Origin of the sequence: Ectopseudomonas toyotomiensis, assembly GCF_900115695.1 — a bacterium.
Lineage (GTDB): Bacteria > Pseudomonadota > Gammaproteobacteria > Pseudomonadales > Pseudomonadaceae > Aquipseudomonas > Aquipseudomonas toyotomiensis.
Map to the genome: position 1 here is coordinate 62,831 of NZ_FOXK01000011.1, position 25,692 is coordinate 88,522.

The window sequence follows — 25,692 nt, forward strand, 5'->3', positions numbered from 1 at the left end:
GCCCACAGAAGCCTCGCGCCGAACGGCTGAATGATCTGCCCCAGTCTTCGAGGCTGCGCTTATGCTCTGGCTAGCCCTGCGCCTGCTCACCCTACTGCTGCTCAGCGCCAGTGTGCTGGCCGCCGCATCCCCGACCTACCACGACGACATCGCTCCGCTACTGGCCAACCGCTGCCTGGTTTGCCACAGCGGCGCGCAGGCCCCGCTGGGCCTGCGCCTGGACAGCCTGGAAAATCTGTTGCGCGGCAGCCAGCGCGGGCCGGTGGTCCACGCTGGCGATGCCACCGGCAGCGAGCTGCTGCGCCGCCTGACGGGCAACAGCCAACCGCGCATGCCGCTGAGCGGCCCGCCCTTTCTCGAAGCCGCCGAGATCGCCATGGTCGAACGCTGGATAAACGCCGGCCTGCCAGCAGGCAACGAAAGCGTAACCCGGCCTGCCGCCGCCGTCCCAAGCCTCGACGAGGTGGTCGACTACCGCCACGTCGAAGCCATCCTGCTGCGCCGCTGCGCTACCTGCCATTCCGCCAGCGGCATGATGGGCGCGGCTCCCGAGGGTTATCTGCTGTCATCCTACGCAGCGACCCTGGCCAGCGGCGAACGCGCTCGGGTGGTGCCCGGCAACCCTGCAGCCAGCGAGCTGGTGCGGCGCATTCGCGGCCAGGCGCGCCCGCGCATGCCTTATGACGGCCCGCCCTATCTAACGGATGCGGAAATCGACCTGATCGAGGCCTGGATCGAACAAGGCGCACGCGATGTTGCCGGGCAGCCAGCACCCGTGCCGGTGGGTGCCCGAGTACGTCTGCATGGCCGCCTGGATGATGCCGGCAAGCTGGACGGCCTGGCGCTACTGATCGACGCACGTACGCGCCTGGACGATGCGCCGCGTCCTGGCGCCTACGTGCAGGTACGCGGCCGCCTCGATGCCGGCGGCCGCGTGCAGGTAGAACGTCTACGCCTGCGCTAACTGCTCGGCAGGCGCCTCACTCGGGCGATAGGCGGTGTGCACCACCTTACTATCGACATGATTGATGGTGGACAGGATCTGCGCGGCATCGGTCAGTGACGGCGCCATGGTCCAGCGGTCCAGTGCGTCGTTGCCGATGCGCAGCATGCCGGTATGGCTCAGATCGTTGAGGTCCACCACCGGGTCGACATCGTAGAAACCCAGGGCACGGCGCAGTTGTTCGATATCGGCGCGCACGCCGGTGAGAAACTGCCAGCCCGGACCGATATGGTGGCGCTCGACGTACTCGCGCAAACGCTCGGGGCTGTCCAGCTCCGGCTGCAGCGTCAGCGAATACAGGTGCACATCGCGCCCGGCGCGCTCGCCGAGCATCTCCTGCACCAGACGCAGGTTGGCGGTGGTAGCCGGACAACTGTTGCTGCACTGGGCATACATCATGTTGATCGCCACCACCTTGCCACGCACCAGGTCGTCGTAGAAGCGCACTTCACGCCCCTCGTGGGTCAGCAGCGGGACATTGGGAAACCGTGTACCGCCCACCCCGGCCAGCGGCGCAGCCGGCTGCTGCACGCTGCTGCCGGAGCGCCAGGCGGCCCAGCCGAACGCAGCGACGCCCAGCCCTGCCAGTACCCTTCTTCGCGTATTCATGGCAAACCTCCAGATGGCTCAGACGATGTCCCAACGCAGCATCATGGCGTGGTCTTCGTGGATCAGGTTGTGGCAGTGCATCACGTACTTGCCCTTGTAGTCGCGAAAACGCATCAGCACGCGAAGGACAGTACGATCAGAGATGTTGAATACGTCCTTGCGCCCCTTCTCATGCGCAGCAATCGCCACATTCTTGCCATTGGTGGTCTTGCTCAGCAGGCGGCCCTCCTCGAAATGGATATGAACGGGGTGATCCCAGCCGTCATCGACGCTGTACAGCTCCCAGATCTCCATGGCCCCCATCGGCACCAGGGCGCGCGGAGTATTGAGATTGATGAACTGACCGTTGATTGCCCACATGTTCTGTCGGCGCTCGAAGAGGAACTTGCGCACCGGCAGCGCCGCCAGCTGGGCGGTCGTCGGCAGCGGCGGCAGCGGCCGCAGATTGGCCGGCACCTGGCTCAGGTCCTGCTCCGGCGGCTCGCGGTCGACCACTATCTTCAGCACCCATTCGCCGGGTGCCACCACCTGATAGGGGCGACGGGTGTCCTCAGGGCGATGAGTCAGGCGGTTGGCCAGGTACAGCTCGGTGCCCACCGGGTAGCGCGAAAAATCCACCACGATATCGGCCCGCTCGGCCACACCCAGGCGCACGTTGGTCTGATTGAGCAGCGGTTTCTCCAGCAGGTTGCCGTCGTTGGCGATGTACGTGAAGGGCTGGATCACGTTGTTCGGCCGCACCAGGTAGAACTGGTAGAAGCGGCTCGGCCCACCGTTAAGCAGACGCAGGCGGTACTTGCGCCGAGCCACCCGCAGCACCGGCTGGATCTTGCCGTTGACTATGGTCTTGTCGCCGAGGATGCCCTCGGGGCTGACCTGGTCGTAGTAAAGGATGCCGTTGGGGTCGAAACGCCGGTCGCAGAAGCTCAGCGGGTAATCATAGGGGTGACTGGGCAGACGCAGGGCAGCCGGGTTGGGGTCCTTCTCGTTGCCCGAGTCGAGATGATCGAACAGCAGGAAGAAACCCATCAGCCCGCGGACGATGTTGGGCGCGGTGAAGTCCAGGGTATGGTCGTGGTAGAACAAGGTGCCAAGGGCTTCGCGGTAGTCGCCGATGCCATTCTGCAGCTCGTCATAGCCAGCGTAGATGTTGGAGTAAAGGTGGTCCTTGAAACCGCCTGGCGCGGTCAGGCTGGGCCCGGCCTTGGTGGGGCTGTAGTAGTCGCCGGGAAAGCCGTCACTCTCCGACCCGATGTGAGCGTTGTGCAGGTGGGTGCTGATCTCCGGCGTACCGAAACCGGTGTGGTTGGCCGGCAGGTCATTGTAGATGCGGCAGATCATCGGATGGCCGTAGTGCGAGTGCACCACCGGACTGAGCACGGACAGATCCGCAACGGCGGCCTGGAAGGTCCATACCGGTTGTGGTGGATAGGCTGGATTGAACACCCAACCCTCGCGCTGCGCCGCATGCAACTCGTAGTGCTCGGCCTGCGGGCCGAACTCGGCCCAGCGCTGATGCGCCGGCCGCCCGGCCTCGCCGGCGGCGGTGTTGGCCAGCTCGGTAGGCGGCGGATTGAGCGTGCTGCCGTAAAGCAGTGCGGGCTCATTGGGCAGAAATTCCTGCCAGGCAATGGTTGGCGGGCTAGGCGGTACAACTGCCTCGCTGCGACTGGGCGCCAGGATCAGCGGCGCCGCGGCCAGCGCAGCACTACCTTGAAGAAAACTGCGTCGTGATAGCTGCCCAGGCGGCGCCAGCTCTCCATCAGCGGGGCACACAGTGCCCTGTGCCTCGGTCGGGCCTGAACTGGGTGATATAGGTTTCATGCTGCATCTCCCCGACGCCCGACTGTCGCTCCTGCGTGCACGCGTTACCCCGTACACGGACGATATACGCACGTCGTCTGAAAAACGGTCGACTCGACTGAGGCCTCCAGGCCGAGACAACTACCAACGACCAGACAGCCCATAGGGGCAGCACGCCAGAGCGAGTCGACTCGGCTCCAGCAAGGTCGGTGCACGGGAAATAGGCAGATGAACAATGAAGGCGTGGCAACTGCGCCTCGCTGATACGGGGTGCATGGTCCGGCACAACGGCAAGCTGTCCATGACGTTCTCCCTAGCAACCTCTACTACCGGTATGCGGAGCCCTCTCCTTCACCACACACCGTCAAATAACAAGCAACCACAGGTGTCACTTAAGCTCGCCAATCGCAAAAAGTCAAATACACGTCACTTTATATAAATGACTCCAATATGCTCGATAAGCATATGCATAAAAGCCAATTTATTGACTAACCCGTTACTCATCATCCTTGCCTCGGGTTGCGCAGCGCTGCGCGAACGCCGAAGCTAGGAGGCCTGGATCAACTTGGCGAGGATCGGCCTTGGATTGGCACACCCTGCTCACCCGCGAACGTCTCGGTAAACCTGCGCCCAGCTCGGCAGAGCTGGGACGCAGTCCTTTCCACAAGGATCACGACCGCATCATCTTCTCCGGTGCCTTCCGCCGCCTGGGACGCAAGACCCAGGTACACCCGGTGTCGAGCAACGACCATATCCACACCCGCCTGACCCACTCCCTGGAAGTCAGCTGCGTCGGCCGTTCGCTGGCCATGCGCGTTGGCGAGATGTTGCGTGACGACCTGCCCCACTGGTGCACGCCGAGCGACCTGGGCATGGTGGTGCAGTCCGCCTGCCTGGCCCACGACATAGGCAACCCACCGTTCGGCCACTCCGGCGAAGACGCCATTCGCCACTGGTTTCAGCAGGCCGCCGGACGCGGCTGGCTGGATGCGATGAGCGATGCCGAACGCGGCGATTTTCTCAATTTCGAAGGTAACGCCCAGGGTTTTCGCGTGCTCACCCAGCTGGAGTACCACCAGTTCGACGGTGGTACACGGCTGACTTACGCCACCCTCGGCACCTACCTCAAGTACCCCTGGACGGCCCGCCATGCGGACGCACAGGGCTACAAGAAACACAAGTTCGGCTGCTACCAGAGCGAGCTGCCACTGCTCGAACAGATCGCCGCCAAGCTCGAACTGCCACAACTGGAAACGCAGCGCTGGGCGCGTCACCCGCTGGTCTATCTGATGGAAGCGGCGGACGACATCTGCTACGGCCTGATCGACCTGGAAGACGGTGTGGAAATGGAGCTGCTCGACTACACCGAAGTCGAGGCGCTGCTGCTCGATCTGGTAGGCGATGACCTGCCGGAGACCTATCGCCAGCTCGGCCCCAAGGACTCGCGCCGGCGCAAACTGGCGATCCTGCGCGGCAAGGCCATCGAACACCTGACCAACGCGGCTGCCAGCGCCTTCGTCGAACAACAGCAGGCCCTGCTGGGCGGCGGCCTGCAGGGCGATCTGGTCGAACACATGCATGGCGCTGCCAAGCACTGTGTGCAGAGCGCGAAGTTACTGGCGCGCGAGAAGATCTTCCACGACAAGCGCAAGACATTGCATGAAATCGGCGCCTATACCACGCTGGAAATCCTCCTCAACGCCTTCTGTGGTGCGGCACTGGAGCTGCACAGTGGGCGCGCGCTGTCGTTCAAGCACCGGCGTATTCTCGATCTGCTCAGCTACTACGCGCCTGAACCGGGTTGGCCCCTGTATCGCTCGTTCATGCGGGTGATCGACTTCATCGCCGGCATGACGGACAGCTACGCTACGGAAATGGCAAGGGAGATGACGGGCCGTTCGAGCCCGATCTGACGAAAAGAGCGCATGAAGAACCTGATTCGCAACAGTTTCACCTGGCATGCGGGCCCGCCGGCCTGGGGTCCGGCCGTGGTCGCCGGGCTGGGTTGTGCCTTGCCGCTGGTGCTGGGCCTGTTCACCGCTCACAGTGGTTTTCTCTGGGCCTCGGCTGGCGCCTTTCAGGCCGCACAGGCGAACCCGCTGCACCGCTTCGGCATGCTGCGCATGCTGTTGCTCACCGGCCTCGGTGCCTGCAGCGCCGGCCTGGGTTTCTGGGCCGCCAGCCACCCGCTGATCAGCCTGGGCATTTTCGCTGCTTTCGGCCTGCTGCTGGCCTGGCTGCAACGCTTCGGCAGCGAAGCCGGCAAGCTGGGTATCGGTCTGTGCATCTGCCTGTGCCTCGGCCAGGGACAATTCGGCATCGGCAATCTGCACAACCCTTATGCGGTGGCCATGCTGTTCATTCTCGGCGGGCTCTGGGTGATGCTGCTGGCCTTCGGCCTGCGTGGCCTGCACGGCCTGCGCATGTGGCCGTACATGCCGCGCTTTCTGGCCATTCTCAAGGTACTCAAGCGCCACGCGCAGCGCCTGCCTCGCCAGCAATGGCGTCTGCATGCCCTGGCCTGCATGCTGGCTTTTGCCGCGTCAGGGCTGATCGTCAATCTGGCCGGCCTGTCGCGTGGTTACTGGCTGACGCTGACAGTCATCACCACGCTACAGCTGGAGTTCCAGGGCAGCCTGGTGCGAGCGCTGCAGGCGAGCCTGGCCAGCCTCGCCGCCGCCGGCCTGCTGATCGTCTTCGGCCACAGCCTGCAAAGCCCCCCGACGATGGTCATGACCTTGCTGGTGCTGGTGATTCTCAGCCGCGCGCTGCAGGCCAATCACTACGGCTTGTTCGTGCTGCAGACCAGCCTGTGCTTCGTGCTCCTGGCCGAGAGCCTTGCTCAGGACTGGCACCTGGCGGAGGTGCGCCTGCTCAACGCGCTGATCGGCGTGGCCTTGAGCCTGACCGTGGCGCTTCTGGTCCATGGCCTGCGCCTGCAACTGAACAAACCGAGCAAAGCCGAGGACAATTCTCGGCAGCCTTTATAACGTTTCGGCAGATTCGCCCACTCTTCACTATGCTGTGGAAGCCTGCAGCGCCCGCAAGGAGTGAAGTGCGATGCTCAATACCGCCGTTCCCAGAGAACGCCGTTTCCCCCTGCACGTTCATATCAGTGTCCTGTTCACGCTTCTGCTGCTGTTCACCGGTGTCGTGCTGGGGCTGTTCAATTACCAGCAGACCAGCCGACTGATCTTCTCCAGCAGTTCGACACTCTTCGAGCGCATCCAGCACGACGTACAGAGAGATCTGGACAATACCTACCGTCCCATACGCCACCTGCTCAGCCTGCTGGCCCTGCACCCTGCCACCGAGGCCGACACGCTCGATGAACGCCTGGAAATGCTGCCGCTGTTCGTTCAGGCCCTGCGCGACAACCCCAAACTGGCCTCGATCTATCTCGGCTATGAGGATGGCGACTTCTTCATGGTCAGGCCGCTGCGCAGCGACATGCTCAAGCAGCGCTTCGACGCGCCGGACAAAGCGGCTTATCAGGTCTGGGCCATCGACCGCAGCAGCGCCGGGACCGACAGCGATTACCTGTTCTATGACGGCTCACTGAACCAGCTCAGCCGCCGGCAGAAACTCAGCGAGCCTTACGATCCCAGGCAGCGCGACTGGCTCAAGCGCGCGCGCGGCGATGGCGGACAGATCACCACCGCACCCTATCTGTTCTTCTCCACCCAGGAAATTGGCACCACATTGGCCAGGCGCAGCGGCCTGACCACCGTGATCGGCGCCGACCTGACGCTCGACGATCTCTCGGCCACCTTGGCCAGCCACCGCGTCACCCCCAACAGCCAGGTGGTACTCGCCGACAACGACGGCAATGCCGTGGCCTACCCCGAGAGCAGCCGCCTGCTCAAGGAGGTCGACGGCAAGGTATCGCTGGTCAAGGTCAGTGAACTCAATCCGGCCCTGGGTGAACTGCTGTCCGGCCAACTGAACGAACGAGACGAGGGCATCGTCGAACTGGCCAAGCAGCGTTGGGCCATGGCTCACCGGCACATTCAGGAGGGTGGCCCACAGGGGTTGCATCTGGCCCTGCTGGTGCCCGAGCAAGAGCTGCTGGCAGAGGCTTATCGCATCCGCTGGCAGGGCGCGCTGATCACTCTCACCACCCTGCTGCTGTGCCTGCCGCTGGGCTGGCTCACCTCACGTCTGGTGGTCAAACCGCTGCGCAGCCTGGTGCAGGAGGCGCAGGCCATCCGCCGTTTCGACTTCGCCCACCCGGCCAGCGGTCGCTCGCCGATTCTCGAGGTCGACCAGCTAGCGGTGTCGATGAGCAGCATGAAGGACACCCTGTCGAGCTTTCTCGACATCGCTGCCAGCCTCTCGGCGGAAACCCAGTTCGACGCGCTGATCAAACGCGTCATGGACGCCACCGTCTCCATCAGCGCGGCCCAGGGCGGCCTGCTTTATCTGCTGGACAATGACAGCGGCCGCCTGGAGCCACAGGGGTTGGTGATCGACGGCCAGAGCCGCAGCCTCGCCGATCTGGGCATCCACGGACTGGCCCATGACGATCCGACCTTACCCAGCTGGCTGCAACGTCCGGCCAGCGGCGGCGACAGTGTCGCCACCTCCATCGGTTTCGATCAGGCGGGTAAATTTCAAGGGCTGCTGTCGGCCATGGACAGTCCGCGCCTGCACTTGATCGCTGCCGGCCTGCATAACCGTCAGGGTGACACCGTTGGCGTGCTGGTACTGTTGCAACGCGATACCGGCGAGGATAACGAAAGCATGCTCAGCCCGGATCGCGTCGCCTTCGTCGACGCCGTCTCAGGCAGTGCAGCCCTGTGCATCGAGAGCCAACGCCTGCTGGCCAGGCAGAAGCAGTTGCTCGATGCCTTCATCCAGCTGATCGCCGGCGCCATCGACGCCAAGAGCCCCTACACCGGCGGCCACTGTCAGCGCGTACCGGAAATCACCCTGATGCTGGCCCGTGCTGCAGCCGAGAGCGACGCCCCCGAGTTTCGTGACTACAACCCCAGCGACGAGGAGTGGGAGGCACTGCATATCGCCGCCTGGCTGCACGATTGCGGCAAGGTCACCACCCCCGAGTACGTGGTGGACAAGGCGACCAAACTGGAAACCCTGTACGACCGCATCCACGAAGTACGCATGCGCTTCGAGGTACTCAAGCGCGATGCCTGGGTCGCCTATTGGCGTGGTCGTGCCGAAGGTGCTGAAGAAAGTGCACTGGCGGCTCTGCGCGACCAGCTGCTGAGCGATCTGGACGACGAATTCGCCTTCATCGCGCGCATCAATCTGGGTGGCGAAGCCATGGCCGATGACGACCAGACTCGCCTCAAGCAGATCGCCGAACGACGCTGGCTGCGCACACTGGACAATCGCCTGGGCGTTTCCTGGGAGGAAGCCAAGCGCCTGGAACACTCGGCCCCCAGCAGCCTGCCGGTGGAGGAGCCGCTGCTCGCTGACCGCCTCGACCATCTGATCGAGCGCGCCGACCAGGAGGTGATCGCGCCAGACAATCGCTGGGGCTTCAAGCTGGAAGTGCCGCAATACAAATTCAACCGTGGCGAACTGCACAACCTGAGCATCGCCCGCGGCACGCTGACGGCCGAAGAGCGCTACATCATCAACCACCACATCGTGCAGACCATCCTGATGCTCGACCGCCTGCCCTTCCCCAAGCATCTGCAGAATGTCACCGAGATCGCCGGTGGGCACCACGAGAAGATGGACGGCACGGGCTATCCCAAACGTCTGACGCGCGAACAGATGAGCCTGCCGGCACGCATGATGGCGATCGCCGATATCTTCGAAGCCCTGACGGCAGTGGATCGCCCTTACAAGAAGGGCAAGACACTGTCGGAAGCACTGAACATCATGGTCGGCATGTGCAAGGGTGCGCACATCGACCCGCAGCTGTTCGCTCTGTTCATTCGCGCAGGCATCTACCGGCGCTACGCCGAGCGTTTCATGCAGGCCGAACAGATCGATCAGGTGGACGAGCAGATGCTGCTGGAAAAAGCCGGAGCTCTGTAGGGGGCGCTCCGCGCACCGAGCTTCGATATCAGGTCAAACGCTGGGTGCGCGCGGCGCACCCTACCTGATGACTGGCGCCAGAGAGCCCGGCGCCGAGTAGCGATCAAGCCTGGTTGATCGGGTTTTCCGGGTACCAGACGTCCTGCAACGGGCTGAGTTCGAACTTCTCCAGTTCGTCACGGCCTTTCAGCCAGGCCTCGACGGCAGCACGCTGCTCCTCGTTGACCGAGCCACGCTTGGCCAGGCAGACCAGACCGAAGTCTTCGCCACCTACGTAATCCAGACCATTGCCGGCGATGGCCTGATCGAGGAACTGATCGACGAAATCGTCGAGGGTCTGGTCGCTCAAGTCGGCCTTGAAGTTCAGGGTCAGCTCGAAGCCCAGCTCCTGGAATTCATCGACACAGAGCTTCTTGCGCAGACGGCGGGAACGGTTGGTCGCCATGAAACAATCCTCAAAGGTAATAACGCGCGGCACTCTAGCAGTTTCGCCGCCAGAGCGCCTGTTTTGTATCGCTCTGCCGGCCCTTCGAACATGTTGAACGCCAGCTGTTTGCAGTGACTGTTTTTAACCCGGCGGGGCCGACTGCGAGCAGAATCTTGCGGCATAATGCCGGCAACTTTTCCCCGAGTCGGACTGTCGTTTGTCTGTCTCCCACGTCACTCCCGCCTGACTGCGGAAGGTTCCTGTCGATGATTCAGCGGTTTCGCCAACTGGCGCTGAGCGCCCTGCTTCTCCCCCTCGCCCTGTCCTGCCACGCTGCCAGCGCCGCACTCCCTGCCAAGGTCGAGCAGGCGCTGAAGGCCAACAAGATTTCCAACAACTCGCTGTCGGTGATGACCGTGCCTCTCGGCGGACAGGCTGGCGGCCTGCAGTTCAATGCCGATATATCGGTCAACCCGGCCTCCACCATGAAGCTGGTGACCACCTACGCCGCCCTGGAATTACTGGGACCCAACCATCAATGGAAGACCGAGTTCTATGCCGATGGTCCGCTGAAGGATGGTGTGCTGCATGGCAACCTCTACCTCAAGGGTGGCGGCGACCCGAAACTGAACATGGAGAAACTCTGGCTGCTGCTGCGCGATCTGCGCCTCAACGGCGTGCGCCAGGTTCAGGGCGATCTGGTGCTCGATCGCAGCTTCTTCGTTGCCCCGCAGTTGCCGGCGTTCAATGATGACGGTGGCGATGCCAACAAACCCTTCCTGGTAAAACCCGACTCCCTGCTGGTCAACCTCAAGGCGCAGCGTTTCATCACCCGCGCCGAAGGCGGCAAGGTGCATATCGCCATGGACCCGCCAATCGCCACTGTCCGTATCGACAATCAGGTTCGCGTGCTCAAGGCTGCAACCTGTCCGGCCTGGCCCGATATCCGCTACAACGCGGTGGAGCAGTACGACGGCACGACCCTGATCGTCAGCGGCCAACTGGCTGAAGGCTGCAGTGCGCAGACCTACCTGTCGCTGCTCGACCATCCCAGCTACGCCGCCGGCGCGGTACGCGGTATCTGGCAGGAGCTGGGCGGCAAGATTCTTGGCAAGGACCGTCTGGGCCCTGTTCCGGAAAAAGCCCGCATGCTGGTGCGCGCCTTCTCCCCGGATGTGGTGGAGATCGTTCGCGACATCAACAAGTACAGCAACAACACCATGGCTCGGCAGCTGTTTCTCAGCATCGGCGCACAGTTCCGTACAGAGGCCGACAAGGATGACTCCATGGCCGCGCAGCGCGTCATTCGCAGCTGGCTGGCCCGCAAGGGCATCACGGCGCCGCATCTGGTGATGGAGAATGGCTCCGGCCTGTCGCGCGCCGAACGCATCAGCGCACGGGAAATGGCACTGATACTCCAGGCAGCCTGGCGCAGCCCTTACGCTGCCGAGTTCCGCAGCTCGATGCCACTGGTGGCAATGGACGGCACCATGCGTCGGCGCCTGCAGCGCACACCACTGGTGGGTGAGGCGCACATCAAGACCGGCACCCTGAACAACGTGCGCGCCATTGCCGGCTACAGCCGCGACAGCAACGGTCAGGACTGGGCCGTGGTAGCCATCCTCAACGATCCGAAACCCTGGGGCGCTACCTCGATCCTCGATCAGGTGCTGCTGGAAACCTACAAGCAGCCAAAACGCTGACCACGCTGTAGCCCGGGGATGCAATCCGGGGGCTCTTTTGAACCTGAGCTCCGGATTGCATCCAGGCTACGCTGTCAGCGTGCAGTGAAACGCCAGGCGCGGTGGATCTTCGGGTTGCGGACGAAGTCCGGGTCCAGCGTCTGCGCGCTGATCTCTTCGACCTGATAGCGCGCCACCAGGCTCTCATCCAACTGGAACTTGCGGAAGTTGTTGGAGAAATACAGCACACCGCCACGAGCCAGACGCGCCATGGCCAGGTCGAGCAGTTCGACGTGGTCACGCTGCACATCGAACACGCCTTCCATGCGCTTGGAATTGGAGAAGGTTGGCGGGTCGATGAAGATCAGCTCGTACTCACCGCGATCCTCTGCCAACCAGGTCATCACATCGCCCTGCTCCAGGCGGTGCTTGTCGGAAAAACCGTTGAGCGCGAGATTACGCCGCGCCCAGTCCAGGTAAGTTTTCGACAGATCCACGCTGGTGGTGCTGCGCGCGCCACCCTTGGCCGCATGCACGGTAGCCGTCGCGGTGTAACAGAACAGATTGAGGAAGCGTTTGCCAGCGGCCTCGCGCTGCAGACGCAGGCGCAACGGCCGGTGATCGAGGAACAGCCCGGTATCCAGATAGTCGGTGAGGTTGACCAGCAGCTTGACCCCGCCTTCATTCACCTCCATGAACTCGCCCTGCGCGGCCTGACGCTGATACTGCTTGGTGCCCGTCTGGCGCTCACGACGCTTGATCACCACGCGACTCTGCGCCACGCCCAGCGCCTGCGGGATCGCGGCCAAGGCATCGAGCAGGCGTGCCTGGGCCTTGTCCGGGTCGATTGAGCGCGGCGCTGCATATTCCTGGACATGTACGTAGTCGCGGTACAGATCGACTGCCACGGCATACTCGGGCATGTCGGCGTCGTACAACCGGTAGCACTCGACGCCTTCGCGGCGTGCCCACTTGCCCAGCTGCTTGAGGTTCTTCTGCAGGCGGTTGGCGAACATCTGCCCGCCTTCGGACAAACGCGCCTGCTGTGGTGCTTCGCTCACCGGCTGTTGATCGTCCTCGCGCGCACGCCGCTCACCGGTAACGAACTGCTCGGTCTGCACCTTGATCAACAACAACTTGCAGGGCAGTGCGCCGTTCCAGAACGCATACTGCTTGTGGCTGCGCAGGCCCATACGTTTGCCCAGCTCGGGCGCGCCAGTGAATACCGCTGCCTCCCAGCCCAGGCAGGCCTGGCGCAGACGCTCGCCGAGGTTCTGGTAGAGGTACAACAGGCTGGCTTCGTCGCCCAGGCGTTCGCCGTATGGCGGGTTGCTGATCACCAGGCCCTTCTGATTCTGGTCCGGACGCGGCTCGAAACTGCCCAGTTCGCCCTGATAGATCTTCACCCAGTCGGACAGACCAGCCCGCTCGACGTTATTACGCCCAGGCTGGATCAGCCTTGGGTCGGCTTCATAACCGCGAATCCACAGGGGCGGCCTGGCCAGACCGGCCGCCGCGCGTTGCTCGGCCTCGGCATGCAGCTTCTTCCAGATCGCCGGCACATGACCGAGCCAGTTGGAGAATCCCCAGCGTTCGCGCTTGAGATTGGGGGCGATATCGGCAGCCATCAGCGCCGCCTCCACCAGGAAGGTACCCACACCGCACATCGGGTCGGCCAATGCACCGCCCTCGGCAGCAATGCGCGGCCAGCCGGCACGGATCAGCACTGCCGCGGCCAGGTTCTCTTTCAGCGGCGCAGCGCCCTGCTGCAGGCGGTAACCGCGCTGGTGCAGGCTGTGCCCGGAAAGGTCCAGCGACAGCACCGCCTCGCCGCGATCCAAACGCAGATGCACGCGCAAATCAGGATTGAGTTTGTCGATGCTGGGCCGCTCGCCACCGGCGGTGCGCAGGCGGTCGACGATCGCGTCCTTGACCTTGAGCGCGCCGAAGTGGGTGTTGTCGATCCCCGAACCGTTGCCGCTGAATTCCACCGCCAGGCTGCCGGAGGGCTCCAGATGGTCGCGCCAGTCCACTGCATGCACGCCGTCATAAAGCTCGTCGGCGTTGTTCATGGCAAAGCGCGACAGCACCAGCAGCACGCGGTTGGCCAGGCGCGACCACAGGCACAGTCGATAGGCCACCTCGATTTCGGCATGACCGCGGACCGCCGCCGTTTGCTCGCGCGCATCTTCCAGCCCAAGTCCTCTGGCCTCTTCCAGCAGCAGGCCCTCGAGCCCCTTGGGGCAGGTCAGCACGATTTCGTAACGATCAGACATGGATGTTCCACTGCCTATGGCAATCAGGGAGGTGCAGCGGCGCACCTCGACTCAAAATAAGTGACAAAAGGTCACAGCGCGACCCTTCGTCGGAATAAGCAAGCACTCTCATTTGCACTAGCAAAATGACGGCATCTGCGTGTACAGCCAGATACGACGGCGTCTGGCTGAAAGATGCTGGACGTATCTCCAGCGCCCTTATGGCCTCACCCGCATTTAGGTTACGCCCTTATGACAAATCGATCATTCACAGGCCCCAATGCATTCGTTAGAACACTACCTAAGGCTTTCGCTGCAACGGCGCAGGCACAGAAAGTTCGCCACGCCGGCAGCGGACTTTCGTAGGCAGAAGATTTCTGCCCGGCCTTGCCACAAGGCCAACGGGACATAACAGTCAACAGTGAGGGCAACACCCTATGAGAAGACTTAAGCGTGATCCGTTAGAAAGAGCTTTTTTGCGCGGCTATCAGTACGGCATCAATGGTAAATCCCGCGAACTTTGCCCCTTTACCCTACCTTCGGTTCGTCAGGCCTGGCTCAATGGCTGGCGTGAGGGCCGTGGCGATAACTGGGATGGGCTGACCGGCACGGCCGGTATTCATCGACTCAACGAACTTCACGCTGTCGGCTGATCAGGATCACACCCGACTTCACCATGCCGACCCCCTCCGGGCGGCGGGCGCAAGCCCAGGGGCTCCTTCGGGAGCCCTATTTATTTACGCGGCTTATTTACGCAGCGCGGCAATCGCATCCACCGCCTCGCGAATCAGCGCCGGCCCCTTGTAGATGAAACCCGAATAAATCTGGACCAGGCTCGCACCCGCAGCGATCTTTTCGGCAGCATGCTTGCCCTCAGTAATACCGCCAACGGCAATGATCGGCAGACGACCCGACAGCTCGCCCGCCAGCACCTTGACGATATGCGTGCTCTTGTCGCGTACCGGAGCGCCCGACAAGCCGCCGGCCTCATCCCCATGGGCCAGACCTTCGACACCTTCGCGGCTGAGCGTGGTATTGGTGGCGATCACCGCATCCATATCGGCGCCCAGCAGCGCTGATACCACCAGTGCGGTCTCTTCGTCACTCATGTCCGGGGCGATCTTGATCGCCAGTGGCACGCGCTTACCGTGCTCCTGGGCCAGATCCTCCTGACGACGACGCAGCGCCTCGAGCAACTCCTTCAGCGAATCGCCGAACTGCAAACTGCGCAACCCCGGCGTATTGGGTGAGCTGACGTTGACCGTGACGTAGCTGGCGTGGGCGTACACCTTGTCCAGGCAGGCCAGGTAATCATCCACCGCCCGCTCGACTGGCGTATCGAAGTTCTTGCCGATATTGATACCCAGCACACCCTTGAACTTCGCTGCCTTGACCCGCTCAAGCAGGTGATCGACGCCATGGTTGTTGAAACCCATGCGGTTGATCACCGCCTCGGCCTCCGGCAGACGAAACAGGCGCGGTTTGGGGTTGCCCGGCTGCGGACGCGGGGTAACGGTGCCGATCTCGACGAAACCGAAGCCGAGCTGGGCGAAGCCATCGATGGCGTCGCCGTTCTTGTCCAGCCCTGCCGCCAGGCCGACCGGATTGGCGAACTGCAAACCCATCACGTTTACTGGCAGGCTGGTCGGCGCCTTGGTCAGCAAGCCATTGAGCCCCAGCCGGCCACCTGCACCGATCAGATCGATGGACAGCTCATGGGAGGTTTCCGGGGACAGTTTGAACAGCAGCTCGCGGGCCAGGGAGTACATGATCAGGCTCAGCTCGACAGGTAGAGGGTTGGCAGCCGGCGATTATAGCCGCGCAGGCGTCGTCGGCGCGAGGCAAGCGCGCCAGATCAGTCCAAAGGGCGTAAACTCAACAGCTCGCCGGAGCTACTGAATTCCAGTACGAAGGAACCAAAGATACCGGCGTGAGTCAGATACGGCCGCAGATGGTGGGCCGGCAAACTGACGCGGCGCCCATCCCGGCTTTGCGCCATAATCCGGTTGGCCTGGCCACGATAGATGGCCTGCAATCGTTCGGCCGATAACGCAATATCCAGCACCAAGCTGGGCATGGAGGCACCCTCGCAAATGAATGCGGCTATTTTGCCACAGACCCGCAACGCGACAGGCACTCACGCGCCGCGCTACGCTATATGGGCAATAGCCATCCGCGTCTGCCACACTGCAGCAGACGCTTCAGGAGCGATCTGCCGGCCATGAGCCTGTCCGAATCCTCAACTCTCAGCAGCCGCCTGGCAGCACTGGCTCAGCGCATGGGCCTGCTCGGCCGTAGCTCACGACAGATATTCGCCAGGGCCAGCGCCCTGCGCCTGCCATTCAAACCGTTGCCGGCAGCGGTCGAAAGCATTGGTTGGCATGACGGCCCGCAATTGCAGCTTCTGCTCAACCTGCCTCGCGGCGCGCTCTCCGGCCCGGTACAGGAAGACAAAGCACAGGCCCATTGCGCACTGACTCAAGTAGTGGAAGCGCAAATGCAGCAACTGCAGTCTTTCGATCTGCGCCTGATCGACGGCTTCGCCTACCCTTGTCCTGCGCCAGGCTACGTGAGCTTCGAAGACTACGCAGCAAGCGAACACTGCAAGCAGGTGCGCATCATCAGCTACAAGGATTTCGTCAAAACCATCGGCCTGGCGTTGCCGCGTTTTCTCGCTGGCGAACCGATCGAGCTGCGTCAGGCCAACTGGCGTGGCTCGCGCACCTTCTGGTCAGGTGATGTGCAAGGCGAAGCCTTCGCTGGAGCAATCGCCTATGCGCGCAGACGCGAACTGGAAGTGCTGCTGCCAGCCAATCTGGTTCGCTATCGCTTGAATGAAGCGGGCCTGGACAACCTGCAAAAGCGCTATCACGTACTGGCCATGCCAGAAGCGGCTTGGAGCGACCCCAGCTTCATGGGGCTGCTACTGGACAACGGCATACCCTATGCACGCCTGTCGCTACTGAAGAAAGCCGGCACCCCAGAGTTCCTCCTCCTGCCCAAAGAGCATCAGGAAGCCACTGCGCTTGGCGAGGGACTGCGCCTGGCCGGCGCACCAGACGTGCCGAGCCATCTACGTCAGCTGGCCGTCCAGCCAACCTGAGCAGACTCACGAGCTATTCGTCGCAACCGCGCAGCAGACGCCCAATCATGTCCAACGAATAGCCACGGTAGGCCAGAAAGCGGCCTTGCTGAGCACGCTCACGAGCATCAGCCGGAAGCCGACCGGCAAACTTGCGCTGCCAGGTTTCACGCAACTGCTCGAACCAGTCGATGCCACTGTCACGCAAAGCCTGATCGACATCGCCACGCGCGAGCCCACGCTGGCCGAGCTCCTCGCGAATACGCAGCGGACCGTAACCAGCACGCGCGCGATAAGCGACGAAGCTTTCCAGATAGCGGGCCTCGGATAGCAAGCCCTCCTCTGACAACCGTTGCAAGGCCGTGTCGATCATGTCCTCGGGGGCGCCACGCTTGCGCAACTTGCGCGCAAGCTCGACACGCCCATGCTCACGTCGCGCCAGCAGATCCATGGCCGCCCGCCTGACGGCGAGCGGGTTATCCAGTACGACGGTCATGCTCTGACGGCTTAGAAGTCGACTTCAGCATCAGCCAGATCGGCAGCCGTGGCCTTGGCCGGAGCGCTGCTGACCAGCAACTTCTCGCGAATCAGACCTTCGATCTCGCGCGCCACTTCCTGGTTGTCTTCTAGGTACTTGGCCGCATTGGCCTTGCCTTGACCGATCTTGTTGCCCTTGTAGCTGTACCAGGCACCCGACTTCTCGACCAGGCCCTGTTGCACGCCGAGATCGATGATCTCGCCATTACGGTAGATGCCCTTGCCATAGAGAATCTGGAACTCGGCCTGACGGAACGGTGGTGCGACCTTGTTCTTGACGATCTTCACGCGGGTTTCGCTACCCACGACCTCTTCGCCTTCCTTCACCGCGCCGGTACGACGGATGTCCAGGCGAACCGAGGCATAGAACTTCAGCGCGTTACCACCGGTGGTGGTTTCCGGGCTGCCGAACATCACGCCGATCTTCATGCGGATCTGGTTGATGAAGATCACCAGGCAGTTGGCGTTCTTGATGTTACCGGTGATCTTGCGCAGCGCCTGGCTCATCAGGCGCGCCTGCAGACCGACGTGCATGTCACCCATTTCACCTTCGATTTCCGCCTTGGGCACCAGAGCCGCCACGGAGTCGACGATGATCACGTCAATGGCATTGGAGCGCACCAGCATGTCGGTGATTTCCAGCGCCTGCTCACCGGTGTCCGGTTGCGATACCAGCAGGTCATCGACGTTGACGCCGAGCTTGCCGGCATAATCCGGATCCAGTGCGTGCTCCGCATCGACGAAGGCACAGGTAGCACCAAGCTTCTGCGCTTCGGCGATCACCGACAGGGTCAGCGTGGTCTTACCGGAGGATTCCGGGCCGTAGATCTCGACGATACGGCCTTTTGGCAAACCGCCGATGCCCAGCGCGATATCCAGCCCCAGCGAACCGGTGGAGATGGCCGGAATGGCCTGACGCTCATGGTCGCCCATGCGCATGACCGCACCCTTGCCGAACTGCTTCTCGATCTGACCCAGGGCAGCCGCCAAAGCGCGCTTCTTGTTCTCGTCCATTACCATCCTCACGTATTAACAAGGGCCTCGAGGGCCGCCAACAACTGTATAAGTAGCCAGTATTATTCCACAGGGCAAGTCGCCCGCCTACCCCACAAGCGGATTTTCCTCCGCCAACAGGCGCAGAAGCCCTGCCAGAGCAGCCTCGACCGTTTGTCGGCGCACCTCATCGCGGTTACCAGCGAACTGCTTGCGCACACTGAAAAGACGCTCGCCATCGCCCCAGGCCAACCAGACGGTACCGACCGGTTTCTCCACGGAACCACCGCCCGGCCCCGCCACCCCACTGACAGCCACCGCATAGCGCGCCCCGCTATTGGCCTGAGCGCCACGCACCATCGCCTCGACCACCTCCTGACTGACCGCGCCGACGCTGACGAAAAGCTCGGCACAAACATCCAGCTGCCTGGTTTTCTGCGCATTGGAATAGGTCACGTATCCAGCCTCGAACCAGGCCGAACTACCCGGTATGCGAGTAATTGCCTCGGCGATACCACCGCCGGTGCAGGATTCGGCGGTACTCACCTGAGCAGCCCGCGCAGTCAGTGCCTTGCCAAGTTGCTCGGCCAGTTGGGTGATTCTGTCCATTTCCGCTCCTCTTCCTAGAGTGTCCAACCCTACACATCTTGAGCTGCCAGTGAAAACTGGGTGTGCCGTTAACTTTTCCCTATAACCACCGGCACGGCGCGCTGCTAATCGGTATCAGCAGCGATTCGGGGTCCACGCGATAGGCGAAGTATGGGAAGATTCCCGGCTTCGTCACACCCACCGCACGTAAGGCCCGGCATGACCGATCTCTCCGCTCACACCCCGATGATGCAGCAGTACTGGAAGCTGAAGAACCAGCACCCGGATCAGTTGATGTTCTATCGCATGGGTGACTTCTACGAGATCTTCTACGAAGACGCGAAGAAAGCAGCCAAGCTGCTCGATATCACCCTGACCGCACGCGGCCAGTCGGCCGGCCAATCGATTCCCATGTGCGGCATTCCTTTCCATTCGCTCGAAGGCTACCTGGCCAAGCTGGTCAAGCTCGGCGAATCGGTGGTGATTTGCGAACAGATCGGCGACCCGGCCACCAGCAAGGGCCCGGTGGAACGTCAGGTGGTGCGCATCATCACCCCCGGCACCATCAGCGACGAAGCCCTGCTCGATGAGCACCGCGACAACCTGCTTGCTGCAGTCCTCGGTGATGAGCGCCTGTTTGGTCTGGCCGTGCTGGATATCACCAGCGGCCGCTTCAGCGTGCAGGAGATCAAGGGCTGGGAAAACCTGCTGGCCGAACTGGAGCGCCTGAGCCCCGCCGAGCTGCTGATCCCGGACGACTGGCCGCAAGGCCTGCCCGCCGAGAAGCGCAAGGGCTCGCGCCGCCGCGCACCCTGGGATTTCGACCGCGACAGCGCCTTCAAGAGCCTGTGCCAGCAATTCAGCACCCAGGACCTGAAGGGCTTCGGCTGCGAGAACCTGACCCTGGCCATCGGCGCCGCCGGCTGCTTGCTCAGCTATGCCAAGGAAACCCAGCGCACCGCCCTGCCCCACCTGCGCAGCCTGCGTCACGAGCGCCTGGACGACACGGTGATCCTCGATGGCGCCAGCCGCCGCAACCTGGAGCTGGACATCAACCTCGCCGGTGGCCGCGACAACACCCTGCAATCGGTGATGGATCGCTGCCAGACCGCCATGGCCAGCCGCCTGCTGGGCCGTTGGTTGAACCGTCCGCTGCGTGATCGCGCGGTGCTGGAGGCACGCCAGGAGGCCATCGCACGCCTGCTTGATGGCTATCGCTTCGAAACGCTACAGCCGCAGCTCAAGGAAATCGGCGACCTGGAGCGTATCCTCGCGCGTATCGGCCTGCGCAACGCCCGTCCGCGCGATCTCGCCCGCCTGCGTGACGCCCTGGCGGCACTGCCCGAGCTGCAGCTGGCGATGACCTCGCTGGATACCCCGCACCTGCAACAGCTGGCCAGCAGCATCTCCACCTACCCGGAACTGGCCGACCTGCTGGCCCGCGCCATCATCGACAACCCGCCAGCGGTAATCCGCGACGGCGGCGTGCTGAAGACCGGCTATGACGCCGAGCTGGACGAGCTGCAGGCCATGAGCGAGAACGCCGGACAGTTCCTCATGGATCTGGAAGCGCGGGAGAAGGAACGTACCGGCCTGGCCAACCTCAAGGTCGGCTACAACCGCGTGCACGGCTACTTCATCGAACTGCCGACCAAACAGGCCGAATCCGCACCTGCCGACTATATCCGCAGGCAGACGCTCAAGGGCGCAGAGCGCTTCATCACCCCGGAACTGAAGGAATTCGAAGACAAGGCGTTGTCGGCCAAGAGCCGCGCCCTGGCCCGCGAAAAGATGCTCTATGACGAGCTGCTCGAGCGCCTGATCGGCCATCTAGCGCCACTGCAGGACAGTGCCGCGGCTCTCGCCGAACTGGACGTACTGAGCAACCTGGCAGAACGCGCACTGAATCTCGATCTGAATCGCCCGCGCTTCGTCGACGAGCCGTGCATGCGCATCGACCAAGGCCGTCACCCGGTGGTCGAGCAGGTGCTGACCACGCCTTTCGTGGCCAACGACCTGGATCTGGACGACAACCGCCGCATGCTGATCATCACCGGACCGAACATGGGCGGTAAATCTACCTACATGCGCCAGACCGCACTGATCGTGCTGCTGGCCCATATCGGCAGCTTCGTCCCGGCTGCGGCCTGCGAGCTGTCGCTGGTCGACCGCATCTTCACCCGTATCGGTTCCAGCGATGACCTGGCCGGCGGCCGCTCCACCTTCATGGTGGAGATGAGCGAAACAGCCAATATCCTGCACAACGCCAGCGAGCGCAGCCTGGTACTGATGGACGAGGTCGGACGTGGCACCAGCACCTTCGACGGCCTGTCGCTGGCCTGGTCGGCAGCCGAGCATCTGGCGCGCCTGCGCGCCTTCACCCTGTTCGCCACGCACTATTTCGAGCTGACCGTGCTGCCGGAAAGCGAGCCGGTGGTAGCCAACGTGCACCTCTCGGCCACCGAGCACAACGAGCGTATCGTCTTCCTCCACCACGTTCAGCCAGGCCCCGCGAGCCAGAGCTACGGCCTGGCCGTGGCGCAACTGGCTGGCGTGCCGGGCACGGTAATCAGCCGTGCACGCGAGCACCTGGCGCGCCTGGAAGCCACCAGCCTGCCTCACGACCTGCCACGCCAGGAACCCGGCCAAGCGCAAACGCCGATGCAGAGCGATCTGTTCGCCAGCGGGCCGCACCCACTGCTGGAGCAATTGACCAAGATCAATCCGGATGATCTGACTCCGCGCAAGGCGCTGGAGCTGTTATATACATGGAAGACGCAGATCTAACGTTCAATACAACAAACTGCTAGAATCGCGCGCAATTTTACGACCGCCCGGTTTACAGCCTGAGCCGCGGCCACAGACAGAGCGCCTGGCAGCCCTTCACAGAAAGGGCCCAGGCCGCCGCCCGAGGAGAGAATCAGACATGACCTTCGTCGTCACCGACAACTGCATCAAGTGCAAATACACCGACTGCGTGGAGGTCTGCCCGGTCGACTGCTTCTACGAAGGCCCGAACTTCCTGGTCATTCACCCGGACGAGTGCATCGACTGTGCCCTGTGCGAGCCGGAGTGCCCCGCGCAGGCGATCTTCTCGGAAGACGAGGTACCGGAGGATCAGCAAGAGTTCATCGAGCTGAACGCTGATCTGGCCGAAGTATGGCCGAACATCACCGAGAAGAAAGATGCACTGCCGGACGCCGAAGAGTGGGATGGCGTGAAGGACAAGCTGCAACATCTGGAGCGCTGAGTTCGCCCTGAAACACAAAGACCCGCCAAGTGCGGGTCTTTTACTTTCAGGCTCCGGGCCGACTGCCCGCCAGGCTGGCGCCACAAACAGCACGCGCAAAAAAAGGGGCGGCTTGCGCCGCCCACTTTTATTCCCTAATCCCTTTATTTCCCAACTCATCATCCTGATGAATCGCTTCTTGCGATGTTCCTGATCATCATCCTGATGACCTGTGCTTGTCCCTGAGCACGGATTCGATATTAGCCGCTACAGGATGCAATACAACCCGAGTGAATCACCCCCAAAAGGGTTCACACTCAATCCATCCATTCTTTATAAATCATTTAAAAACATACAGTTAACAACGCATTCAGGTAAAGAAAGCAGGATATCCCCCAAGCGTTCAGCACAAACACTGACAACAGCTGTAAGCAATGGCTTACATACCCGCACATAAAAAACCCGGCCGGAGCCGGGTTCATGATCGAAGCGAAACCTCACTGGAACAAGGCGTCGCTGGACAAGCCGTTCTTCTCCAGGATTTCCCGCAGACGCTTGAGCGCCTCAACCTGAATCTGCCGCACCCGCTCGCGGGTCAGGCCGATCTCCTGCCCCACCTCTTCCAGGGTACAGCTTTCATGGCCGCGCAGACCGAAGCGGCGCACAACGACTTCCCGTTGTTTGTCGGTCAGGTCGGAGAGCCACTGATCGATGCTCTGCGACAGATCATCGTCCTGCAACAGCTCGCAGGGATCGGTCGGACGATCATCGGTCAGGGTGTCGAGCAGCGTCTTGTCCGAATCCGGACCGAGCGAGACGTCCACCGAGGACACTCGTTCGTTGAGGCCGAGCATGCGCTTGACCTCGCCCACCGGTTTTTCCAGCAGGTTGGCAATTTCTTCCGCAGAAGGCTCATGGTCAAGCTTCTGGGTCAGTTCACGAGCTGCACGCAGGTATACGTTGAGCTCCTTGACCACATGAATCGGCAAACGGATGGTTCGCGTCTGGTTCATGATGGCGCGTTCGATGGTCTGGCGGATCCACCAGGTTGCATAGGTCGAGAAACGGAACCCCCGCTCCGGATCGAATTTTTCCACGGCGCGAATCAAGCCGAGGTTGCCCTCCTCGATCAGATCGAGCAGAGAGAGACCACGGTTGACGTAACGCCGAGCGATCTTCACGACCAGGCGCAGGTTGCTCTCGATCATGCGTTTGCGCCCGGCAGGATCGCCCTTCTGCGCCAGACGCGCGAAGTGCACTTCCTCTTCGGGAGTGAGCAAGGGAGAGAAACCGATTTCGTTGAGGTAAAGCTGAGTGGCGTCTAGCGCCCGGGTGTAGTCGATGTATTTGTGCTGCTTGGAGGGGGTGGCGTTTTTGGCCTTGGTACGTGCGACCGGTGCTTCCACCTCATCGCCCTGAACCTCGCCGAAAACGATGCCTGGCTCCATGAGGAGCAGTTCATCGTCGACGTCAAACTCCGGCGCTTCTTTTTTGATGAGAGCCATTGTTGTTGTCCCTAGCTGAGTTCGACAACAGACTCTGGCGGAACCGTCCTGGCCACACCTGAGCCCGTCCCTCCTACGTGATGGAACGGGTCAGCGACGGATCAACGACGTGGCAGATATTGCAGCGGATCGACAGGTTTACCTTGGCGGCGAATCTCGAAGTGCAGCTTCACCCGGTCGGCCCCTGTGGACCCCATTTCGGCAATACTTTGCCCGGCTTTGACCTGCTGCCCCTCCCGTACCAACAACCTGCGGTTATGACCGTAAGCACTTACGTAGGTATCGCTGTGTTTGATGATGATCAACTCGCCGTAGCCCCGCAAACCACTCCCGGCGTACACCACTGATCCATCAGACGCAGCTAAAACAGGCTGGCCTAATTGCCCTGCGATATCAATGCCTTTATTCAAACTACCGTTTGAGGAAAAACGACTGATTACTGTGCCCTCGGTTGGCCAGGACCAACCACTGGCCGAGCGACTCACTGGTGTTACTGGCGTAGTCGCTGGCGTGTTGGCTACCGGCGGGCGGGCGGGCTGAGTTGCAGGCGGCGCAGTCACGGCAACCGGCGGACGACTGGGTACCGGCTGAGTGACAACGGGCGAGGTGGCCGCAGGCGGCGTCGAAACGACCGGCTGACTGCTGGCCACCGGGCGGTTGTCGAAACGGATCGTCTGACCCACGCGGATCAGATAGGGATCGCGCAAACCGTTATGAGCAGCGAGTGCCTTCCAATCCCAGCCGAAACGAAAGGCGATCGAATAAAGGGTATCGCCACGCTGCACCACGTAGTGACCGTTGCGCACGGGCTGACGCTGAACCACCGGGGCACGACTCTGGTTCTGGCCACGGTCGACCACCTGCACGCCACCCGGTGGCGAACTGACGCAACCGGCCAACGCCGAGGCGGCAAGCATGGCGAGCGGCAGGCGAAACGCTGCAACTGCGCGGACTAGCACGTGAAGGACGGTGAAACTCACCCAACTGCTCCCTGAATGATTCCGGGTACGGCGCCCATTGTGCCGTATTTATTCGGTGCGACCAGTATCGAGCGCCTGACGACCAGCCAGCCACTCCAGGCCCAGCACCAAGGCGATACCGACGATTGCCAATACCACGGCAAGCAAGAGCTGTGGGTCCTGGCCACTGATTTCTGCAAAATGCCCCGGCAGCAGATTGCTCTGCAGCAGCGGCACCTGCTCACCTTTACTGTCGATACGCCAGCTCAGGGTCTCCTTCCAGGGCCAGACCTTGTTCAGCGACCCCAGCATCAGGCCAACCAGAAACGCCAGACTGAGGTCACGCCAACGTGATAGCAGCCAACTGAGCAGGCGCGCGAAACTGAGAATGCCAACCAGGCAGCCGCTGGCGAACACCGCCATGACCAGCAGATCGAGGTCCTTCACCGCCCCCAGCACCACCGAGTAGAGCCCGAGCAGAAGCAGGATGAAGCTGCCCGAAATACCCGGCAGAATCATCGCGCAGATGGCGATGGCACCAGCCAGGAACAAGGTCGGCAGGTCACTGCCCCACTGCATCGGGGCGGCAACGGTGATCCAGTAGGCGAAAGCCAGGCCAAGCAGAAAGCTCACCGCCCGGCTCCAGTTCCAGCGATTGATTTCTCGTCCGACCATATAGGTAGACACCAGAATCAGGCCGAAGAAGAACGACCATACCGGAATCGGATGATGCTCAAGCAGATAGGTAATCAGGCGTGCAAGCGTGAGAATGCTGGTCAGGATGCCGCACAGCAGCACCAGCAGGAAGGTCGCGTTGGCCATCTGCCAGGCGTCCCTGATACGGCCACGCAGTAGCAACAGAAGCGCTTCGGGAATGCTGGCGATGGAGCGCAGCAGTTCGTCATAGATACCGCTGATAAATGCGATGGTGCCGCCAGAAACGCCTGGCACCACATCGGCAGCGCCCATGGCCATGCCCTTGGCATAGAGCAGGAAATGTTTCTTCAT

21 protein-coding genes are annotated in these 25,692 nt (G+C 62.1%); 9 read left to right on the forward strand and 12 right to left on the reverse strand.

Features of this window, described 5'->3' with window-relative positions; genetic code table 11:
- Positions 1–61 precede the first annotated feature (61 nt).
- Positions 62–964, forward strand: a complete 903-nt coding sequence (locus tag BM186_RS20990; RefSeq protein ID WP_074918111.1) for a c-type cytochrome domain-containing protein — start codon at positions 62–64, stop codon at positions 962–964.
- Here the strand turns inward: BM186_RS20990 and BM186_RS20995 are convergent.
- Positions 950–1,612, reverse strand: a complete 663-nt coding sequence (locus BM186_RS20995; RefSeq protein WP_074918113.1) for an SCO family protein — start codon at positions 1,610–1,612, stop codon at positions 950–952. The genes BM186_RS20990 and BM186_RS20995 overlap by 15 nt on opposite strands.
- Before the next feature lie 18 nt (positions 1,613–1,630).
- Complete coding sequence (locus tag BM186_RS21000; RefSeq protein ID WP_239690053.1) at positions 1,631–3,436, reverse strand: multicopper oxidase family protein; 1,806 nt, start codon at positions 3,434–3,436, stop codon at positions 1,631–1,633.
- 560 nt (positions 3,437–3,996) lie between these two features.
- Here BM186_RS21000 and BM186_RS21005 point away from each other — a divergent pair.
- The 3 genes from BM186_RS21005 (at position 3,997) to BM186_RS21015 (ending at position 9,427) form a co-directional block, all read left to right on the forward strand.
- The gene (locus BM186_RS21005; RefSeq protein WP_074918118.1) at positions 3,997–5,328 is read left to right on the forward strand and encodes a deoxyguanosinetriphosphate triphosphohydrolase; all 1,332 of its coding nucleotides are present in this window, start codon (positions 3,997–3,999) and stop codon (positions 5,326–5,328) included.
- Between the two features lie 12 nt (positions 5,329–5,340).
- Positions 5,341–6,405: an FUSC family protein gene (locus BM186_RS21010; protein WP_072425428.1), complete on the forward strand. Its 1,065-nt coding sequence runs from the start codon at positions 5,341–5,343 to the stop codon at positions 6,403–6,405.
- 70 nt (positions 6,406–6,475) lie between these two features.
- Positions 6,476–9,427 (forward strand): HD domain-containing phosphohydrolase, encoded by a 2,952-nt coding sequence (locus BM186_RS21015; protein ID WP_074918120.1) that lies wholly within the window; start codon positions 6,476–6,478, stop codon positions 9,425–9,427.
- A 103-nt stretch (positions 9,428–9,530) separates the two neighbouring features.
- On the opposite strand, the gene BM186_RS21020 is transcribed toward BM186_RS21015, so the two are convergent.
- The gene (locus BM186_RS21020; RefSeq protein WP_045735171.1) at positions 9,531–9,872 is read right to left on the reverse strand and encodes a YggL family protein; all 342 of its coding nucleotides are present in this window, start codon (positions 9,870–9,872) and stop codon (positions 9,531–9,533) included.
- 248 nt (positions 9,873–10,120) lie between these two features.
- Here BM186_RS21020 and dacB point away from each other — a divergent pair, with 248 nt between their 5' ends.
- The gene (gene dacB / locus BM186_RS21025) at positions 10,121–11,557 is read left to right on the forward strand and encodes a D-alanyl-D-alanine carboxypeptidase/D-alanyl-D-alanine endopeptidase (RefSeq protein WP_074918122.1); all 1,437 of its coding nucleotides are present in this window, start codon (positions 10,121–10,123) and stop codon (positions 11,555–11,557) included.
- A 74-nt stretch (positions 11,558–11,631) separates the two neighbouring features.
- Here the strand turns inward: dacB and rlmKL are convergent, their stop codons facing one another.
- Positions 11,632–13,812, reverse strand: coding sequence for a bifunctional 23S rRNA (guanine(2069)-N(7))-methyltransferase RlmK/23S rRNA (guanine(2445)-N(2))-methyltransferase RlmL (gene rlmKL, locus BM186_RS21030; RefSeq protein WP_074918124.1), 2,181 nt, complete (start codon positions 13,810–13,812; stop codon positions 11,632–11,634).
- Between the two features lie 416 nt (positions 13,813–14,228).
- On the opposite strand from rlmKL, the gene rmf reads away from it, so the two are divergent.
- A complete protein-coding gene (gene rmf, locus BM186_RS21035; RefSeq protein WP_003244273.1) occupies positions 14,229–14,444 on the forward strand; it encodes a ribosome modulation factor in 216 nt (71 codons plus the stop codon).
- 93 nt (positions 14,445–14,537) lie between these two features.
- Here rmf and BM186_RS21040 read toward each other — a convergent pair whose 3' ends face one another.
- On the reverse strand, positions 14,538–15,560 hold the full coding sequence (locus BM186_RS21040) for a quinone-dependent dihydroorotate dehydrogenase (RefSeq protein ID WP_074918126.1): 1,023 nt from the start codon (positions 15,558–15,560) through the stop codon (positions 14,538–14,540).
- Between the two features lie 86 nt (positions 15,561–15,646).
- The gene (locus tag BM186_RS21045; RefSeq protein ID WP_072425434.1) at positions 15,647–15,868 is read right to left on the reverse strand and encodes a DUF2835 domain-containing protein; all 222 of its coding nucleotides are present in this window, start codon (positions 15,866–15,868) and stop codon (positions 15,647–15,649) included.
- A gap of 144 nt (positions 15,869–16,012) precedes the next feature.
- On the opposite strand from BM186_RS21045, the gene BM186_RS21050 reads away from it, so the two are divergent.
- Positions 16,013–16,894, forward strand: coding sequence for a DUF6685 family protein (locus BM186_RS21050; protein WP_074918128.1), 882 nt, complete (start codon positions 16,013–16,015; stop codon positions 16,892–16,894).
- Positions 16,895–16,907: 13 nt separating this feature from the next.
- Here BM186_RS21050 and recX read toward each other — a convergent pair whose 3' ends face one another.
- From recX to BM186_RS21065, 3 genes are all read right to left on the reverse strand, one after another.
- Entirely contained in the window at positions 16,908–17,369 is a 462-nt protein-coding gene (recX, locus tag BM186_RS21055; RefSeq protein ID WP_074918130.1) for a recombination regulator RecX, read from the reverse strand.
- Positions 17,370–17,380: 11 nt separating this feature from the next.
- Positions 17,381–18,424, reverse strand: a complete 1,044-nt coding sequence (recA, locus tag BM186_RS21060) for a recombinase RecA (RefSeq protein ID WP_074918132.1) — start codon at positions 18,422–18,424, stop codon at positions 17,381–17,383.
- Between the two features lie 87 nt (positions 18,425–18,511).
- Positions 18,512–19,012: a CinA family protein gene (locus tag BM186_RS21065; RefSeq protein WP_074918134.1), complete on the reverse strand. Its 501-nt coding sequence runs from the start codon at positions 19,010–19,012 to the stop codon at positions 18,512–18,514.
- A gap of 198 nt (positions 19,013–19,210) precedes the next feature.
- On the opposite strand from BM186_RS21065, the gene mutS reads away from it, so the two are divergent.
- Together mutS and fdxA are read left to right on the forward strand one after the other, a co-directional pair.
- Entirely contained in the window at positions 19,211–21,778 is a 2,568-nt protein-coding gene (gene mutS, locus BM186_RS21070; RefSeq protein ID WP_074918137.1) for a DNA mismatch repair protein MutS, read from the forward strand.
- 139 nt (positions 21,779–21,917) lie between these two features.
- Entirely contained in the window at positions 21,918–22,241 is a 324-nt protein-coding gene (gene fdxA, locus BM186_RS21075; RefSeq protein WP_013716392.1) for a ferredoxin FdxA, read from the forward strand.
- A gap of 476 nt (positions 22,242–22,717) precedes the next feature.
- Here the strand turns inward: fdxA and rpoS are convergent, their stop codons facing one another.
- The 3 genes from rpoS to BM186_RS21090 all read right to left on the reverse strand — a co-directional run bounded on the left by rpoS (position 22,718) and on the right by BM186_RS21090 (position 25,692).
- On the reverse strand, positions 22,718–23,725 hold the full coding sequence (rpoS, locus tag BM186_RS21080; protein WP_004424060.1) for an RNA polymerase sigma factor RpoS: 1,008 nt from the start codon (positions 23,723–23,725) through the stop codon (positions 22,718–22,720).
- A 101-nt stretch (positions 23,726–23,826) separates the two neighbouring features.
- The gene (locus tag BM186_RS21085; protein WP_079783290.1) at positions 23,827–24,705 is read right to left on the reverse strand and encodes a peptidoglycan DD-metalloendopeptidase family protein; all 879 of its coding nucleotides are present in this window, start codon (positions 24,703–24,705) and stop codon (positions 23,827–23,829) included.
- Between the two features lie 48 nt (positions 24,706–24,753).
- Positions 24,754–25,692, reverse strand: coding sequence for a polyprenyl-phosphate transporter (locus tag BM186_RS21090; protein WP_074918139.1), 939 nt, complete (start codon positions 25,690–25,692; stop codon positions 24,754–24,756).